The organism is Pantoea sp. UBA6567, assembly GCF_002434165.1.
Lineage (GTDB): Bacteria > Pseudomonadota > Gammaproteobacteria > Enterobacterales > Enterobacteriaceae > Pantoea > Pantoea eucrina.
In genome coordinates, this window is record NZ_DJJN01000006.1 from 345,143 (window position 1) to 360,270 (window position 15,128).

Sequence of the window (15,128 nt, forward strand, 5' to 3'; positions counted from 1 at the left end):
GGAGAAGAGATGAGTCAACAGGATGATCTGCAGGTGGCTGAGCGCGAACGTGCGCATCGCCGCCGCACGCTTTCTATCGCCGCTGGCGCGGGAATTGTGATTGTGGGTGTGCTGGTAATTCTTTATGCCTGGCAGCTCTGGCCGTTTACCAGCAGCGTACAGACCACAGAAAACGCCTATGTGCGCGGTCAGATCACCTTTATCAGTCCGCAGGTCAGCGGCTATCTGACCGGCGTTGAAGTTGTGGATCTGCAGCCGGTGAAGCAGGGCGAGCTGCTGATGACCATTGACGATCGTATCTATCGTCAGCGCGTGCATCAGGCTCAGGCGCAGCTGGAGATGAAAGTGGCGGCACTGAAAAATAATCAGCAGCAGCGAAAAAGCGCTGAAGCGACCATTCTCAGCAATAAAGCCGCGCTGGAGAATGCCCGGGCACAGAGGCAGAAAAGCGGGCTCGACCTGAAACGGGTGGAAAATCTGGCGTCGGATGGGTCGCTTTCGGTGCGCGAGCGTGATGCGTCGCGTGCCGCGGATGCGCAGGCGCAGGCGCAGATGCGGCAGGCCGAAGCGCAGGTTGCCGTAGCGCAACAGAATCTGCAAACGGTGGTAGTAAACCGCGCTTCGCTGGAGGCTGACGTGGCTAACGCACGCGCGGCGCTGGAGCTGGCGAATATCGACCTTGCTAACACCCGGATTGTGGCGCCTGATAGTGGTCAGCTGGGACAGCTCTCCGTGCGTAAAGGAACCTATGTTACCGCCGGTACGCGTCTCACTTCGGTGGTGCCGGATAAAAAGTGGGTGATTGCCAATTTTAAAGAGACGCAGCTGGCGCATATTCGCCCGGGCTTACCGGTGACGTTTAGCGTTGATGCGCTTAATGGCCGGCGCTTCAGCGGCAGAGTAGAGTTTATCTCTCCTGCGGCTGGCTCAGAGTTCAGCGCCATCTCCCCCGACAACGCCACCGGAAACTTTGTGAAGATTGCGCAGCGCATTCCGGTACGGATCGGCCTTGATCCCGATGCGCAGCAGCTGCTGCGTCCGGGCATGTCAGTGGAGGTCAGCATCGATACTGCCGCAGAGCCGGCGAAGGAGACGCCGTGAAGCCGCTGCTACCTTTATCACTTGCGCTGCTACTGCTCAGCGGCTGTGCGACCCAGGTTGAAAAAGCGCCCGCTTCGCTGCCCATCCCGGAGCAGTGGCGCGATCGGACCGGACCGCAGGCGCCGCCGGAAGCCGCATGGTGGCGCACCTTTGGCGACAGCGATCTGAATCGTCTGGTCAGTCAGGCACTGAAATATAATAGCGATATTCTTCTTGCCCGGGCGCGGGTCGATCAGTACCGGGCGCAGGTGCGCGCAGCGCAGGGCGATAACTTTCCGGCGCTCTCTGCCGGTGTGGCTGCCAGCCGTCAGCGTTCGCTCTCGGCGGCAACCGGCCAGCCTTATGAAAGCGCGGTGTTTCAGGGTTTACTGCAGGCTAATTATGAGGTCGATCTCTGGGGCAGCCGCAGTAACAGCATACGCGCGGCGGAGGCGACGCTGGAGGCGCAGCGCGCTGCGGCGGCGGCGGCTGAGCTTACCGTTGCCAGCTCAGTGGCATCGGGCTACGTTACGCTTGCCTCGCTGGATGAACAGCTGCGCGTGACGCAGGCGACGCTGGCAACGCGCGAAAACTCCCGCCAGCTTGCCCGGCGCCAGTTTGAAACCGGCTATACGTCGCGACTGGAGTGGATGCAGGCGGAGTCAGAGTACCAGACGGCCAGCGCGCAAATTCCGCAGCTGCAGCATCAGATCGCGCAGCAGGAGAACGCATTAAGCGTCCTGGCGGGCATGAACCCGCGTGAAATCGCACGCAGCCATCGCTTTGACAACATCCGGCCGCACGCTCTGCCTGCGCTGCTGCCGTCGCAGCTGCTGAACCGGCGTCCCGACATTGTTCAGGCGCAGCGTGAGCTGCTGGCAGCAGATGCCTCTCTGGCGTCCGCACGCGCCAGACTGCTGCCTTCACTCAACCTCACCGCCAGCGGCACGCTGCAAAGCAGCGAGCTGCACACGCTACTGGATAATCCGTTTCGTCTTTGGAGCCTGGGGGGCAGTATCCTGGCACCGCTGCTTAATCGCGAAGCGCTGACGGCACAGGTTGACGTGCAGATGGCTACGCGCAATCAGGCGCTCTATAGCTATGAAAAAACGGTGCGTAACGCTTTCTCAGAAACAGAGGATGCGCTGGATGCGATCCGCCGTAATCAGGAGCAGCTGGCGGAACTGCAAAAGCAGGAGCAGTTTGTAGCGGAAGCGTACCGGATTGCCCGCAATCGCTATCAGAATGGTTATGCTTCGTATCTTGATGAGCTTGATGCACAGCGTACGCTGTTCAGCACGCAGCTTAATATTGTCTCGGTAAAAAATAATCTGCTGCAGGCGCAAATCGATCTCTATCGGGCGCTGGGTGGCGGCTGGCACGCCGCCTGAAGCGGGATCCTGGCGGTAGCAGGAAAGTAATAAAGTCACGTGCGGTATCTGTTTCGCACAGAAATAGTCGTGAAATATTTATCACTTTCCATTACACTCAGCGCGCAATTTTGCCCTGATTCTGCTTACGCTATTGAGTTTTCATGAGTTTGCCGGCCCCACCTGACGATAACGACGAGTCTCACCGTCAACCGCTTGATGATGCGCACTTCGCTATCGTGGTTCTTGCGGTCACTTCGGTAACGCTTATAATCTTTGTCCTGATGCTCACTCTGTGGATGAGCTAACGCCTGCAACGCAGTATCAACGCCTGCAAGGAGAGCTAAATGGACGCTCGCGACGATAAACTGATCGCTATCATCGCCTTACTCTGTGCCTGTCTGATTGGCGTGATTTTTCTTGTTACCATGACCTGGCTTACCGATGTGCGCCGTCCTGCCGATACGCTGCAGGACGCCAGAAGCTGTGCGCCCGCTTCCCGTCACGCTCAGCACTCCTGACGCTGCCATTTGATCTGCTGACCGCGCAGCTCCAGGGCCAGTCCCTCATGCAGAGTACGATTACCGTTAGGATCGCCCAGCCCGAACAGGGCGCCGGGAGAGCGGCGATCGTCCGCCCAGGCGGGATACTCCACCACCGGATAGAGTGAAATTCCCTCCAGCGCAACGCCCTGAGCCAGCGCCAGCCGCGCTTCCGCACTGACGTGCCGCAGCCAGGGCGCGCGCGCATCGCCTTCAGCCCCCGTTTCCGCCAGCAGCAGCGGACGCTGATAGCGCTGCCAGCACGCCAGCAGCAGCTGGTGCAGGGGCTGACGCTGCGGATGATCGGGTGGCAGGGTATCGCCTGACCAGAACCAGTGGTTGTCGGGATAGTAGTTCAGGCCCAGAATATCGAGAAAGTCCGCCTGTCCGCCGAGTCCCGGTTCAGCGCGCCCGGCCAGCCAGTCCCATGCTTCAAACTGCATCTCATGCTGCCGGGCAGCATGCCCGGCACTCTCTGGCTTATCCGGATCCGCAGCGATCTGCACCAGCGGATCGGTCAGCACAAAGCGTGCTTCAGGATAGACATCGCGGATCGCATGCATCGCGGCCAGCGAGGCGCGCACCAGCTGGCGCTTCAGATCGCGTCCGCGTTCGCTGGCGTAAGGATCGAGCCATGAAACATCAGCCCCGGCCCAGGCCCAGAATGAGATTTGATTAATCGGGGTAAAAAACGGCTGCTCCACGCCCTCATCGCGCATCAGCTGTGCCATAGCGCGTGCATAGCGGGCAAAGTGCTCAACGAACGCCGGTTTCCAGATATCGAGGTGCGCCGGATAACCAAAATGCGCCAGCTCCCAGATAATCTGCATATTATGGCGTGCGGCCGCATGGATCATCGGCAGAAAGGAGCGCCAGTCGTAGTGGTCAGGCGTCGCTTCAATCAGATGCCAGCGCGCACCGTCGCGCGCCGTGAGCAAACCTTCCCGCACCAGCGCGGCGTAATCTTTGTCCAGCAGCATATCGTGTCCGCTACTGACAACCATATCCAGACGGCGGCCGCCGCTGCGACAGGCGGTAGAGCAGGGAAAGCTGCCCTGAAAAAAACTGCGAAAAAGCCGGGGTTGATAATGAGGCAGTAACGCGGTCATATTTCACTCCTCAGGGTAATCGCCCGATGCAGAACCACGGGCTAAGTCTAGACTAAATTAGCAGCCGGCTCTGCCGGTCAGGCATGCAGGTTGCCTGCCACAGCGACAATGCCAATAATAAGCGTGATTACGTATTCAGGGATCCAGTATGAGCGAAGCAGCAGCGCTGCCCGGCCAGTTAGCCGCGGGCGATGAATTACGGCAAAGCGTGGCGCAGCAGTGCGCGCAGCATCCCGGCCTGAGCGGCATCCATCCGCTTAACGACGGGCTTGACGCGTTTGCTGCGCGTTACCTGCTGATGAGCATGGCGCGGCACACTATCGATGTGCAGTACTATATCTGGCATAACGACATGTCCGGACGCCTGCTATTCAGCGCGCTGCTGGACGCTGCCGGCCGCGGTATCAGGGTGCGCTTACTGCTGGATGATAACAATACGCCGGGGCTGGATAACACGCTGGCGGAGCTGGAACGTCATCCGAACATTTCGGTCAGGCTGTTTAACCCGTTTTCATTCCGCACGCTGCGCGCGCTGGGCTACCTGACTGACTTCGCGCGCCTCAATCGCCGGATGCATAATAAAAGTCTGACGGTAGATGGCGCCGCAACGCTGGTGGGGGGGCGCAACGTCGGGGATGAATATTTTGGTACCGGCAATGAGCCCCTGTTTACCGATCTCGACGTGCTGGCCATCGGGCCGGTCGTCGATGAGGTTACCGCAGATTTCGAGCACTACTGGCATAGCCAGGCGGTATCGCCGCTGCGCAGCGTAGTGGACGTGCGCAGCGATGAGGGCGAAGCGGTGCGCCTGCCGCCGGAGTGGCAGCAGAGCGAGGCGGTGCAGCGTTATCTGGCGCGTCTTAACCACTCCGATTTTGTCAGCCAGCTGGAGCAGGGCGCGCTGGCGATGACCTGGGCTGAGGCGCGCCTGCTGAGCGACGATCCGCGCAAAGGGCTGGGCAAAGCCAGACGCAGCAGCCTGCTGCCGCAGCGGATGCTGGAGGTCATCGGCACGCCACAGCAGCAGTTCGATATTATCTCAGCCTATTTTGTCCCGACCCGCGCCGGGGTGGCGCAGCTATTGTCACTGCGCCGGCGCGGCGTGCGTATCGCCGTACTGACCAACTCACTGGCGGCCAATGATGTCACCGTGGTGCATGCCGGGTATGCGCGCTGGCGAAAAAAGTTGCTGCGTCACGGTATTGCGCTATATGAGCTGAAACCTCAGGCACACGCCGGCGAACCACCGCACGATCGCGGGTTAACGGGTAACTCCGGCTCCAGCCTGCATGCAAAAACGTTTACCGTTGATAATCGCAAAGTCTTTGTGGGTTCATTTAATTTTGACCCCCGCTCTGCGGTGCTGAACACCGAAATGGGACTGGTCATTGAGAGTGAAGCCCTGGCGCGCCAGACGCATGATCGCTTCAGTCGCGGTATGCAACATCGGGCCTGGACGCTGCGGCTGGACAAGTGGGGCCGGGTGAACTGGATAGAACAGGATGAGCAGGGCGCAGAAGTGGTACATAAACATGAACCGCAGTCAACGCTGCTGCAGCGCCTGCTGGTGCGGCTGGTATGGCGGCTGCCGGTAGAGTGGCTGCTGTAGCGGCGCGCTGAAACGCGCCGCCGGTGCAGCCTCACCCTTTCTGCGCCGCCTTTTTGCCGGAAAACAGAAAGCGCAGCAGCGGGATACGCAGGTGGATCTCATAAAGCGCAAACGCTGCGGCAAATACCGTTATCAGCCCAACAAAGAAACCCAGCGTGTTATTGCTGATGTGCGGCGTCACATATATCCCATACAGGATAGTGAGCGGATGATGGACGAGATAGATAAACAGCGAGGCGTTAACCAGATAAACGATACGCGGAGAGTGGCTGTTCAGCAGGCGGTGCCCGACGCTATAGCAGACGTTCAGCATGCACACGCCCATCAGCGTTGAAAGCAGCATATCGGTCTCATAGAGCCAGCCGTCGCCGTTGCCATAGCGCTGATTCAGGTAGTAGGCGATAAAGACCGGCACGGTGCCAAAGCAGATCAGCGGGTTGAACCGCACAAACAGCGCTTTCAGCGGCGGATGTTTCCAGCTCAGCGCGCCCAGCATAAAGAACGGCAGATACGTCAGCGTTTGCATGACCGCAATGGTAAAGAGTCCATCCATCATGATGCCCGGCGTCAGCAGCAGCAGCGTGCGACGCAGCAGGCACCACAGTAGCGCGTAGCCCAGCAGTGCCAGCGTTACGCTACCCCAGCCTGTCTGCTGATAGTTACGCGTGCTTTGCTGGTTGCGCAGCCAGCGAAATGTCAGCATACCCAGCGCCGTCAGGATCACCAGGACCAGCAGAAACCAGAGGTGCGAGATCAGATCCCACGCCAGAGCATTGTATTTGTCATACGCTGAAAAGCGATCCCAGCCATCAAGCTTGTGAGTGAGATATTTCAGCAGAAAGAACTGCGGCAGCGTAATCAGCGGGATAGCGGCGAGCAGCGGAATGCCCACGCGCTCCAGCCTGACTTTCAGCCAGCGTGCCGGCTGGTAGCGCAGATAAAGCATGTAGGAAAAATAGCCGGAGATAACAAAAAACACCTGCATGCGAAATGCATGGATGAAATCGTTAAAAATGGTCAGCCACAGCGTGGCATCCTGGCTGTTTACGGACCAGCGCTGTGTCGAGTAGATCAGCGAGACGTGAAACGGCACCCCCAGCAGCATCAGGTAAGCTCGAATCGAGTCGAGAAAATATTCGCGTTCAGGTTTTACAGCGCTCATAAGCTTCCGGTTCATCCTATACAGGCTGGTTTCACCCTGAAACCAGATCGTGCAGCAGAACATTCTGTTGCCGGTTAACAGCCTATACTATCAGTTGATTCTGTTTCTTAAACTGCCGGGTTTAATATTCCGAAAAGTGCTCTGGAGGCTTGGCGCTGCGCGGAACAATGTTTTACATAAGCTGTCGGAAAACCGAATAATCCATTAAGATGAGTGGGTTTGATCTGAGCACACGAAAGGGGGGGATGTGCTAAATAAAGTGAAAAATAATAGCGGGCTGGTGAAGATGCGCTGGACCAGCGCAGCAGTACTGCTGGCGCTGTACGCAAATAATAGCTGGGCGTTTAACATTGATGATGTGGCAAAACAGGCTAAGGCTCTGGCAGGTAAAGGTTTTGAAGCGCCAAAAAGTAATTTACCCTCTCAATTTCGTGAAATGAAATTTGCGGATTATCAGCAGATCCAGTTTAACCACGACAAGGCATACTGGGGCAAGCTGCGCACGCCGTTTAAGCTCGAGTTTTACCATCAGGGGATGTACTTCGACACGCCGGTGAAGATTAACGAAGTCACCGCCTCATCGGTGCGTGAAATTAAATACGATCCGGCTTATTTCAATTTCGGCAACGTCAAACATGACGCTGATGCGGTAAAAAATCTCGGCTTTGCCGGATTCAAAGTACTCTATCCGCTGAATAACAAAGGAAAGCAGGATGAGATCAGCAGCTTCCTTGGTGCCAGCTACTTCCGCGTAATCGGGGAAGACCAGGTCTATGGTCTTTCCGCACGCGGTCTGGCAATTGACACCGCGCTGCCCTCTGGTGAAGAGTTCCCGCGCTTTAAAGAGTTCTGGATCGAGCGCCCGAAACCTCAGGCGAAGCAGCTGGTTATTTACGCGCTGCTTGATTCACCTCGCGCTGCGGGAGCCTACCGCTTTGTGCTGAAGCCAGGCAAAGCCTCGGTGGTGGATGTGCAGTCTAAAGTTTATCTGCGTGATAACGTGGGTAAACTGGGCGTGGCACCGCTGACCAGTATGTTCCTGTTTGGTGCTAATCAGCCTTCGCCGGTCAGCAACTTCCGTCAGGAGCTGCACGACTCCAACGGCCTCTCGATCCACGCCGGTAACGGTGAATGGATCTGGCGCCCGCTGAACAATCCACGCCATCTGGCGGTCAGCACCTTTACGATTGAAAACCCGAAAGGTTTTGGTCTGCTGCAGCGCGGACGCGACTTCAGCCACTATCAGGATCTCGACGATCGCTATGATATGCGTCCAAGCGCCTGGGTTGAGCCGCAGGGTGACTGGGGTAAAGGGCGCGTTGAGCTGGTTGAGATCCCGACTGCGGATGAGACCAATGACAACATCGTCGCCTTCTGGACGCCGGAAAAACTGCCTGACGCGGGCAAAGAGATGAATTTCAACTATCGTCTGCACTTCACCCGCGATGAGAATCAGCTGCATCAGGATGATGTTGCCTGGGTCAAAGATACCCTGCGTTCTGCGGGTGATGTGAAACAGTCTAATCTGGTCCGCCAGCCTGATGGTTCTGTCGCCTTTACCCTCGACTTCACCGGTAAAGCGATGAGCATGCTGCCGGAGGATACGCAGGTAGCACCGCAGGTTAGCGTTGGCGATAACGCCGAAGTGGTTGAGCAGAGCGTACGCTACAATCCGGTGACCAAAGGCTGGCGTCTGGTGCTGCGTCTGCGCGTGAAAGACAGCAAGCAATCAACCGAAATGCGCGCCGCGCTGGTAAGCGGTGACAAGACATTGACGGAAACCTGGAGCTATCAGTTACCTGCCAATGAATAAATCGACTTTTTTACCTCAATCTTATGTGGAGGCGCTGCCGCTTGATGCGGCAGGTCGCGCGCGGCTCAGCACATCGCTGCAAAATGCGCCCGCCTTCCACGCCATTCATACGGTGCTGGGGCAGGATAACGCAGCCAGCGATCGGCCTGACGATGCGCCGCTGAAATCTGTCTCATCACGCATAGCGATGACATGGCCGGATGCGGTAGCGGATGGCCAGCAGTTCAGTAAAGATTATCTCGATCGCACGACGTTAAAAGCGATGCCGCCGGTTAAACGCTCGCTGATGTTCCCGGAAGCCTGGCGTACCAATCCGCTGGCGCGCGCCTGGAACTCGCTGCGCGGGCAAAAAGTGCAACCGCGTTATGCAACGGCAGAGGAGCAGCGCGCGGAGGATAAGTGGCGTCATGTCGGTTCAATGCGCCGCTATACGCTGCTGATTCTGACCATCGCGCAGACCGTGGTCGCGACCTGGTATATGAAAACCATTCTGCCTTATCAGGGCTGGACGCTGCTCGATCCTGTCGGGCTGTTTCAGCAGAACTGGATCGAGTCGGTGAAGCTGATCCTGCCTTATATTCTGCAGACCGGCATTCTGTTCCTGTTCGCTATTCTGTTCTGCTGGGTATCGGCGGGCTTCTGGACGGCGCTGATGGGGTTCCTGCAGCTGCTGATTGGACGCGATAAATACAGTATCTCTTACTCAACCACGGGTGATGAGCCGCTGAACCCGGAGCACCGCACCGCGCTGATCATGCCCATCTGTAACGAAGATGTGGAGCGTGTTTTTGCCGGACTGCGCGCCACCTGGGAGTCGGTAAAGCGCACCGGGAATGCTGAGCATTTTGATGTCTACATTCTCAGCGACAGCTACGATGCAGATATCGCGATTGCTGAGCAAAAAGCGTGGATGGAGCTGGTACGCGACGTGGGCGGAGCGGGCAAGATTTTTTACCGTCGCCGCCGTCGCCGCGTGAAGCGCAAAAGCGGTAACATCGATGACTTCTGTCGCCGCTGGGGCAGCAACTACAGCTACATGGTGGTGCTGGACGCTGACAGCGTGATGAGCGGTGAGTGCCTGACCGGTCTGGTACGTATGATGGAAGCGAACCCGAATGCCGGGATTATCCAGTCTTCGCCAAAAGCCTCCGGTATGGATACGCTCTATGCGCGCTGCCAGCAGTTTGCCACCCGCGTTTACGGGCCGCTGTTTACCGCAGGGCTGCACTTCTGGCAGCTGGGCGAGTCGCACTACTGGGGACATAACGCCATTATTCGCGTACAGCCCTTTATTGAGCACTGTGCGCTGGCGCCGCTGCCGGGTGAAGGCTCATTTGCCGGTTCAATTCTTTCGCACGACTTTGTTGAAGCTGCGCTGATGCGCCGCGCCGGCTGGGGCGTCTGGATCGCGTACGATTTGCCGGGTTCTTATGAGGAGCTGCCGCCTAACCTGCTGGATGAGCTGAAGCGCGACCGTCGCTGGTGTCACGGTAACCTGATGAACTTCCGCCTGTTCCTGGTAAAAGGGATGCATCCGGTGCACCGTGCCGTCTTCCTGACCGGCGTTATGTCCTATCTCTCGGCGCCGCTCTGGTTTATGTTCCTTGCGCTTTCTACGGCGTTGCAGGTGGTCCATACCCTGATGGAGCCGACCTACTTCCTGCAGCCGCGTCAGCTCTTCCCGGTCTGGCCGCAATGGCGTCCCGATCTGGCTATTGCGCTCTTTTCCACCACGCTGGTGCTGCTGTTCCTGCCGAAGCTGCTGAGCGTGGTGCTGATTTGGTGCAAAGGGGCTAAGGCTTATGGCGGCGCGCTGCGTCTGTTCATCTCGCTGATGCTGGAGATGCTGTTCTCGGTGCTGCTGGCGCCGGTGCGCATGCTGTTCCACACCGTGTTTGTGGTCAGCGCCTTCCTCGGCTGGGAGGTGGTCTGGAATTCACCGCAGCGTGATGATGATGCCACTCCGTGGAGCGAAGCGTTCCGCCGTCACGGTTCGCAGATGCTGCTTGGCATCGTCTGGGCCGTGGGCATGGGCGTGCTGGACCTCAACTTCCTGTGGTGGCTGGCACCTATTGTCTTCTCGCTGATCCTGTCGCCGTTTGTGTCGGTGATGTCGAGCCGCGCGACCGTGGGTCTGAAAAGCCGGCGGGCGAAACTGTTCCTGATCCCGGAAGAGTATGAGCCGCCAAAAGAGCTGGTTGATACAGATCACTATCTGCAGATCAACCGCGAGCGGGCGCTGAAGCATGGCTTTATGCATGCGCTGTTTAACCCGGCGTTCAATGCGCTGGCAACCGCACTGGCTACGTCGCGTCATAAACAGAGCACGCTGCTGGATCACGCCCGTGACCGGCATGTCGATCAGGCGCTGAGCGATGCACCGGAAAAACTGAATCGCGAACAGCGTCTGCAGCTGATCAGCGATCCTGTGGTTCTGGCGCGCGTGCACACCCGGCTGTGGGAAAACGCGGATAAGTATCATCAGTGGCTGGAGAGCTATCAGAAGCTGACGCTGAATCCGCAGGCACTGCCACCGCGTGCCTGAGCAGCAGTAAAACAGTAAAAGCGGCAGCGATGCCGCTTTTTTATTGCCGCTGCTAAAGCCGGGCAGGGCAGGTATAGTAGCAGGTCAATCAGTGAGGATAAGCGATGTGAAAAGCGTTCTGGCGGTCATACTGGCAGGCAGTGTGCTGATGCTGAGCGGGTGCGGCAGCATTATCAGCCGTACCGTGCCCGGACAGGGGCACGGTAACCACTATTATCCCGGCGTACAGTGGGATGTGCGCGACGGCCCGTGGCGCATCGTCACCATCCTCGATCTGCCGCTGTCGCTGATAGTGGACACGCTGCTGCTGCCGGTTGACGCGCAGCATGGGCCTTATGAGTGAGATTACGCCAGATTATCTGAATCCGTGTTGTCATCTTCCCACTCTTCAGCAGCCACTTCACCCTCTTCAAGATCGCGCTGTGGCGCCAGCTGAAATTCGCCATCATCCCATTCGTGCAGGGTATTTTCAGACTGCCACTCCTGACGCATCTCAATTTCGTCGAAATCGCCGTCAAATACCGCCTGCGCCGCCTCACCGCTAAGCAGCGGCAGGCAATCACCCTGTTCATCTTCACTGGCAAAGAACTCCGCCTGCCACATGATGTCGCCATCCTGCATGACATATTTTTGCAGGCCAAACTGGCTGACGTTGACATCCTCTTCGGATACGCCCTGCTGGCTGGTCATAAACTCTTCACGTGCGGCTTCAATTGCTTCTTCTAAGGTGCTGAACAGATCCATTGATGACTCCTTGACTGTAAAAAGGGGATTTTACAGAAGGATAGACGAAAATTTGCAGAACGCAGGCGGGCAGGCGAGCAGTACGGGCGGGTGAGGAAAAAATCACCCGCCCATACGCATCAGAGCATTTTTTGCGGAAAGTGCAGAACCGGACGGACAGTTTCGCGCATTACCGGTGCAGAGTAGCGAATACAGCATTTGATACACGGCTTTACTTTTTTGAAGTTAATACGCGCGGTGGCCAACGCCTGATTCAGGTTATAGAGGGTGCCAATAAACACCATATCTTCTTTAAGCGGCATCCGTTTGCACTCTTTACGATGCAGCAGATGATAGCCTTCCTGATCGGTACCGATCGTAACGTAATAATAATGACCTTTGTTCATATTATTTTGTCCTGCATGAGATTTGCTGTGTGTAATCTTTTTTATTTTTCTGAGAACAGTTAATTGGTTAACTGTTGCAACTGAAATTAACCGGAATCAGCAGAGTGAGCCAGTGTAATAAAGTAATTAAAAAAATTTTTAAAATGACAATATGGAATAAGCAGCCTGTTTTATCGACAACGCATTGTAAAATAAGTCAATTTTTCTGCATTGATAAGTAAGTCAAACGATTTTGAAAAAAATAAATAGGATTAGGCCTGGAATTATAGATGATCAGGACCAGATTGCACTCTTTTAATTGATAAGTGTGGCCCAGAAAGCCGGTGTCAGACGGCTGATTGCCTGCTGCAGAGCGCCTGTGCAGGCAAATCCGGTAACATAACCTGTTACCGGAGCTAATGATTTTCAGACGAAACCAGAAATAATGCTGGATCTGATGGACATATCAGGTGCGGTTCAGGCTATGAGATATCGCTGATAGCCTGAACGCTGTGCTGCATCAGTAGCGCGACGGCTGGCCTTCCGGACGGGTTTTAAAGCGGCGGTGCAGCCACATATATTGCTCAGGCGCGAGTAACACCGTCTCTTCAACAACGCGGTTCATCACCGTTGCCGTATCAAGCTCACTCTCCAGTGAGAACTGATGGCGAATATCCGGCATCAGTTTCAGCTCGTAGCCGCGTCCGTCCGGCAGACGACGTGCCAGGAAAGGCACCACGCTGGGATTAGCCAGCCGAATCAGCATATGGGTTCCGGTTGTGGTGGCTGCTTCCTTAACGGCAAAAAAAGGGGCAAACACGCTGCTGCGCGGGCCGTAGTCGTGATCCGGCGCGTACCAGATGATGTCATTACTCTTCAATGCCCGGATCATGCCTTTGAGATCTTTGCGATCCAGCATACTTTTATTTGAGCGCATCCGGCCCCAGGTCTGCAGCCAGTCGAGCAGTCTGTTATCGTTCGGGCGATACACACCAATACCCGGGTTGTACATGCCGAAAACGCGAGCGCCCAGCTCAAGCGTCAGAAAATGCATACCGATCAGCAGAATTCCGCGCTTTTCTGCCAGCGCCTGAGTCACATTCTCCAGTCCTTCCGGCTTAACCCATTTACGGATACGCCAGTCGGGCCAGAACCAGGCCATGCCGGTTTCAATCAGTCCCATTCCGACTGATTCAAAGTTGTGTTTAACCATCGCCTCGCGGTCGCTGACGGGCATATCAGGAAAGCAGAGCTCCAGATTGCGTCGCGCAACCTCTGTGCGGCGCTTCATAAAACGCATGGCAATACGCCCCAGGCCGCAACCAAATGCATACAGAAGCGGGTAGGGAAGTAAAACCAGCACGTATAAAAATCCAATGCCCAGCCAGGTGAGCCAGTAGCGCGGATGAAGCAGTTCACGGGTAAATTGCGGAAGTTGGGTCATGGAAGAATCAGTATCCTGCGTTCTGTACCAGAGAGTCCGGTTTCTGTTATTTAACGCAATTATGCCATTTTTTGTCGTTAACTGTAATCACACCGCGTTCACAACACCCGTCAGGCTGGTGTTTGCCGCATTAACAGACGAACAGCGCAGAAAATCGGCACGCGTGTATCACCACCAATTCGGTTCGGGGGCTAGGCACAGCTGTGAATTCAGGTATCATGTGCGCCCTGAAATTCTCTCATTGCTAACAGGTGTTCACCATGCCAGTGTTACATAACCTCGTTTCCAATAAAGAGCTGAAAGATCGCATGCTGGCGGAAACAGAGCCGCGTACGACAGTCTCTTTTTATAAATATTTCCAGATTGCCGATCCCAAAGCGTTCCGCGATCGCCTCTATATTGCGCTGACGCAGCTTAGCGTATTTGGTCGTGTCTATGTGGCCCGGGAAGGGATTAACGCGCAGATCAGCGTGCCGGCCGGGAAATATGAAGCGATGAAAGCGATGCTGTACGCTTTTGATCCGGCGCTGAATAATCTGCGCATGAATATTGCGCTGGACGATGACGGTAAATCATTCTGGGTGCTGCGCCTGAAAGTGCGCGACCGTATTGTTGCCGATGGCATCGACGATGGCAGTTTTGACGCCAGCGATGTGGGCAGCTACCTGAAGGCAGCAGACGTTAATGCGATGCTGGACGATCCTGATGCCGTATTTGTCGACATGCGTAACCACTATGAGTTTGAAGTGGGCCATTTTGATAATGCGCTGGAAGTGCCTGCGGATACCTTCCGCGATCAGCTGCCCATGGCAGTCGATATGCTGCAGGATAAGAAAGATAAAAAAATTGTGATGTACTGCACCGGCGGTATTCGCTGCGAAAAAGCGAGCGCCTGGATGAAGCATAACGGCTTTGATGATGTTTATCACATTGAAGGCGGCATTATTGAATATACGCGCCGCGCGCGCGAGCAGGGATTACCGGTGCGTTTCAAAGGCAAAAATTTTGTCTTTGATGAGCGTATGGGCGAGCGTATTTCTGATGATATTCTCTCCAGCTGCCATCAGTGCGGTACGCCATGCGACAGCCATACTAACTGTGTTAATGACGGTTGCCATCTGCTGTTTATTCAGTGTCCCGCCTGCGCTGAAAAATATCAGAACTGCTGCAGCCCAATCTGCATGGAAGAGGCAAAACTGTCGCCTGAAGAGCAGCGCGCACGTCGTGCCGGACGCGAAAACGGCAATAAGGTGTTTAACAAATCGCGTGGTCTGCTGAATATGACGATGACCATTCCCGCGCCCGATAAGTCATAATGACGGGTGCCGCCTGAGGAAGTGATCTC

Annotated in this window: 13 protein-coding genes; 8 read left to right on the top strand and 5 right to left on the bottom strand. The window is 56.1% G+C overall.

All coding sequences use genetic code 11. The annotated features are described in order from the left end of the window. Nucleotides 1-9: 9 nt before the first annotated feature. The 3 genes from B4M48_RS07590 to B4M48_RS07600 all read left to right on the top strand — a co-directional run bounded on the left by B4M48_RS07590 (nucleotide 10) and on the right by B4M48_RS07600 (nucleotide 2,971). Entirely contained in the window at nucleotides 10-1,101 is a 1,092-nt protein-coding gene (locus tag B4M48_RS07590) for an HlyD family secretion protein (protein ID WP_039383736.1), read from the top strand. Then, nucleotides 1,098-2,471, top strand: coding sequence for an efflux transporter outer membrane subunit (locus tag B4M48_RS07595; RefSeq protein WP_039383739.1), 1,374 nt, complete (start codon nucleotides 1,098-1,100; stop codon nucleotides 2,469-2,471). The genes B4M48_RS07590 and B4M48_RS07595 overlap by 4 nt, the downstream gene beginning before the upstream one ends. A 326-nt stretch (nucleotides 2,472-2,797) precedes the next feature. Further along, a complete protein-coding gene (locus B4M48_RS07600) occupies nucleotides 2,798-2,971 on the top strand; it encodes a hypothetical protein (protein ID WP_175540463.1) in 174 nt (57 codons plus the stop codon). On the opposite strand, the gene B4M48_RS07605 is transcribed toward B4M48_RS07600, so the two are convergent. Then, nucleotides 2,959-4,101, bottom strand: coding sequence for a hypothetical protein (locus B4M48_RS07605; protein WP_039383742.1), 1,143 nt, complete (start codon nucleotides 4,099-4,101; stop codon nucleotides 2,959-2,961). The two genes, B4M48_RS07600 and B4M48_RS07605, sit on opposite strands and share 13 nt — an antisense overlap. Nucleotides 4,102-4,249: 148 nt before the next feature. Between B4M48_RS07605 and B4M48_RS07610 the strand changes: the two genes are divergently transcribed. Then, complete coding sequence (locus B4M48_RS07610) at nucleotides 4,250-5,710, top strand: phospholipase D-like domain-containing protein (protein ID WP_288656357.1); 1,461 nt, start codon at nucleotides 4,250-4,252, stop codon at nucleotides 5,708-5,710. Between the two features lie 31 nt (nucleotides 5,711-5,741). Here B4M48_RS07610 and mdoC read toward each other — a convergent pair whose 3' ends face one another. After that, entirely contained in the window at nucleotides 5,742-6,872 is a 1,131-nt protein-coding gene (gene mdoC / locus B4M48_RS07615) for a glucans biosynthesis protein MdoC (RefSeq protein ID WP_039385787.1), read from the bottom strand. A gap of 277 nt (nucleotides 6,873-7,149) precedes the next feature. Here mdoC and B4M48_RS07620 point away from each other — a divergent pair, with 277 nt between their 5' ends. The 3 genes from B4M48_RS07620 (at nucleotide 7,150) to B4M48_RS07630 (ending at nucleotide 11,573) form a co-directional block, all read left to right on the top strand. Beyond that, the gene (locus B4M48_RS07620; RefSeq protein WP_175540467.1) at nucleotides 7,150-8,685 is read left to right on the top strand and encodes a glucan biosynthesis protein G; all 1,536 of its coding nucleotides are present in this window, start codon (nucleotides 7,150-7,152) and stop codon (nucleotides 8,683-8,685) included. Next, nucleotides 8,678-11,230, top strand: coding sequence for a glucans biosynthesis glucosyltransferase MdoH (gene mdoH, locus B4M48_RS07625; protein ID WP_039383749.1), 2,553 nt, complete (start codon nucleotides 8,678-8,680; stop codon nucleotides 11,228-11,230). Before B4M48_RS07620 ends, mdoH begins: the two co-directional genes overlap by 8 nt. A 106-nt stretch (nucleotides 11,231-11,336) precedes the next feature. After that, nucleotides 11,337-11,573, top strand: coding sequence for a YceK/YidQ family lipoprotein (locus B4M48_RS07630; RefSeq protein ID WP_039383751.1), 237 nt, complete (start codon nucleotides 11,337-11,339; stop codon nucleotides 11,571-11,573). Nucleotides 11,574-11,575: 2 nt separating this feature from the next. On the opposite strand, the gene B4M48_RS07635 is transcribed toward B4M48_RS07630, so the two are convergent. The 3 genes from B4M48_RS07635 to B4M48_RS07645 form a co-directional block, all read right to left on the bottom strand. After that, nucleotides 11,576-11,974 (bottom strand): MysB family protein, encoded by a 399-nt coding sequence (locus B4M48_RS07635; RefSeq protein WP_071668723.1) that lies wholly within the window; start codon nucleotides 11,972-11,974, stop codon nucleotides 11,576-11,578. A 119-nt stretch (nucleotides 11,975-12,093) separates the two neighbouring features. Continuing rightward, complete coding sequence (locus B4M48_RS07640) at nucleotides 12,094-12,360, bottom strand: hypothetical protein (protein WP_065649626.1); 267 nt, start codon at nucleotides 12,358-12,360, stop codon at nucleotides 12,094-12,096. Nucleotides 12,361-12,859: 499 nt separating this feature from the next. Next, nucleotides 12,860-13,783 carry a Kdo(2)-lipid IV(A) acyltransferase gene (locus tag B4M48_RS07645; RefSeq protein ID WP_039383756.1) on the bottom strand — a complete coding sequence of 308 codons (924 nt, stop codon included), beginning with the start codon at nucleotides 13,781-13,783 and terminating at the stop codon, nucleotides 12,860-12,862. A gap of 260 nt (nucleotides 13,784-14,043) precedes the next feature. Between B4M48_RS07645 and B4M48_RS07650 the strand changes: the two genes are divergently transcribed. Then, nucleotides 14,044-15,099, top strand: a complete 1,056-nt coding sequence (locus tag B4M48_RS07650; protein ID WP_039383757.1) for a rhodanese-related sulfurtransferase — start codon at nucleotides 14,044-14,046, stop codon at nucleotides 15,097-15,099. Nucleotides 15,100-15,128: the final 29 nt, after the last annotated feature.

Excerpts from the sequence above, each read along its gene's own strand:
- B4M48_RS07590 (WP_039383736.1), top strand. The coding sequence starts at position 10 with ATGAGTCAACAGGATGATCTGCAGGTGGCTGAGCGCGAACGTGCGCAT.
- B4M48_RS07600 (WP_175540463.1), top strand. The coding sequence starts at position 2,798 with ATGGACGCTCGCGACGATAAACTGATCGCTATCATCGCCTTACTCTGT.
- B4M48_RS07605 (WP_039383742.1), bottom strand. The coding sequence starts at position 4,101 with ATGACCGCGTTACTGCCTCATTATCAACCCCGGCTTTTTCGCAGTTTT.
- B4M48_RS07610 (WP_288656357.1), top strand. The coding sequence starts at position 4,250 with ATGAGCGAAGCAGCAGCGCTGCCCGGCCAGTTAGCCGCGGGCGATGAA.
- mdoC (WP_039385787.1), bottom strand. The coding sequence starts at position 6,872 with ATGAGCGCTGTAAAACCTGAACGCGAATATTTTCTCGACTCGATTCGA.
- mdoH (WP_039383749.1), top strand. The coding sequence starts at position 8,678 with ATGAATAAATCGACTTTTTTACCTCAATCTTATGTGGAGGCGCTGCCG.
- B4M48_RS07635 (WP_071668723.1), bottom strand. The coding sequence starts at position 11,974 with ATGGATCTGTTCAGCACCTTAGAAGAAGCAATTGAAGCCGCACGTGAA.
- B4M48_RS07640 (WP_065649626.1), bottom strand. The coding sequence starts at position 12,360 with ATGAACAAAGGTCATTATTATTACGTTACGATCGGTACCGATCAGGAA.
- B4M48_RS07645 (WP_039383756.1), bottom strand. The coding sequence starts at position 13,783 with ATGACCCAACTTCCGCAATTTACCCGTGAACTGCTTCATCCGCGCTAC.
- B4M48_RS07650 (WP_039383757.1), top strand. The coding sequence starts at position 14,044 with ATGCCAGTGTTACATAACCTCGTTTCCAATAAAGAGCTGAAAGATCGC.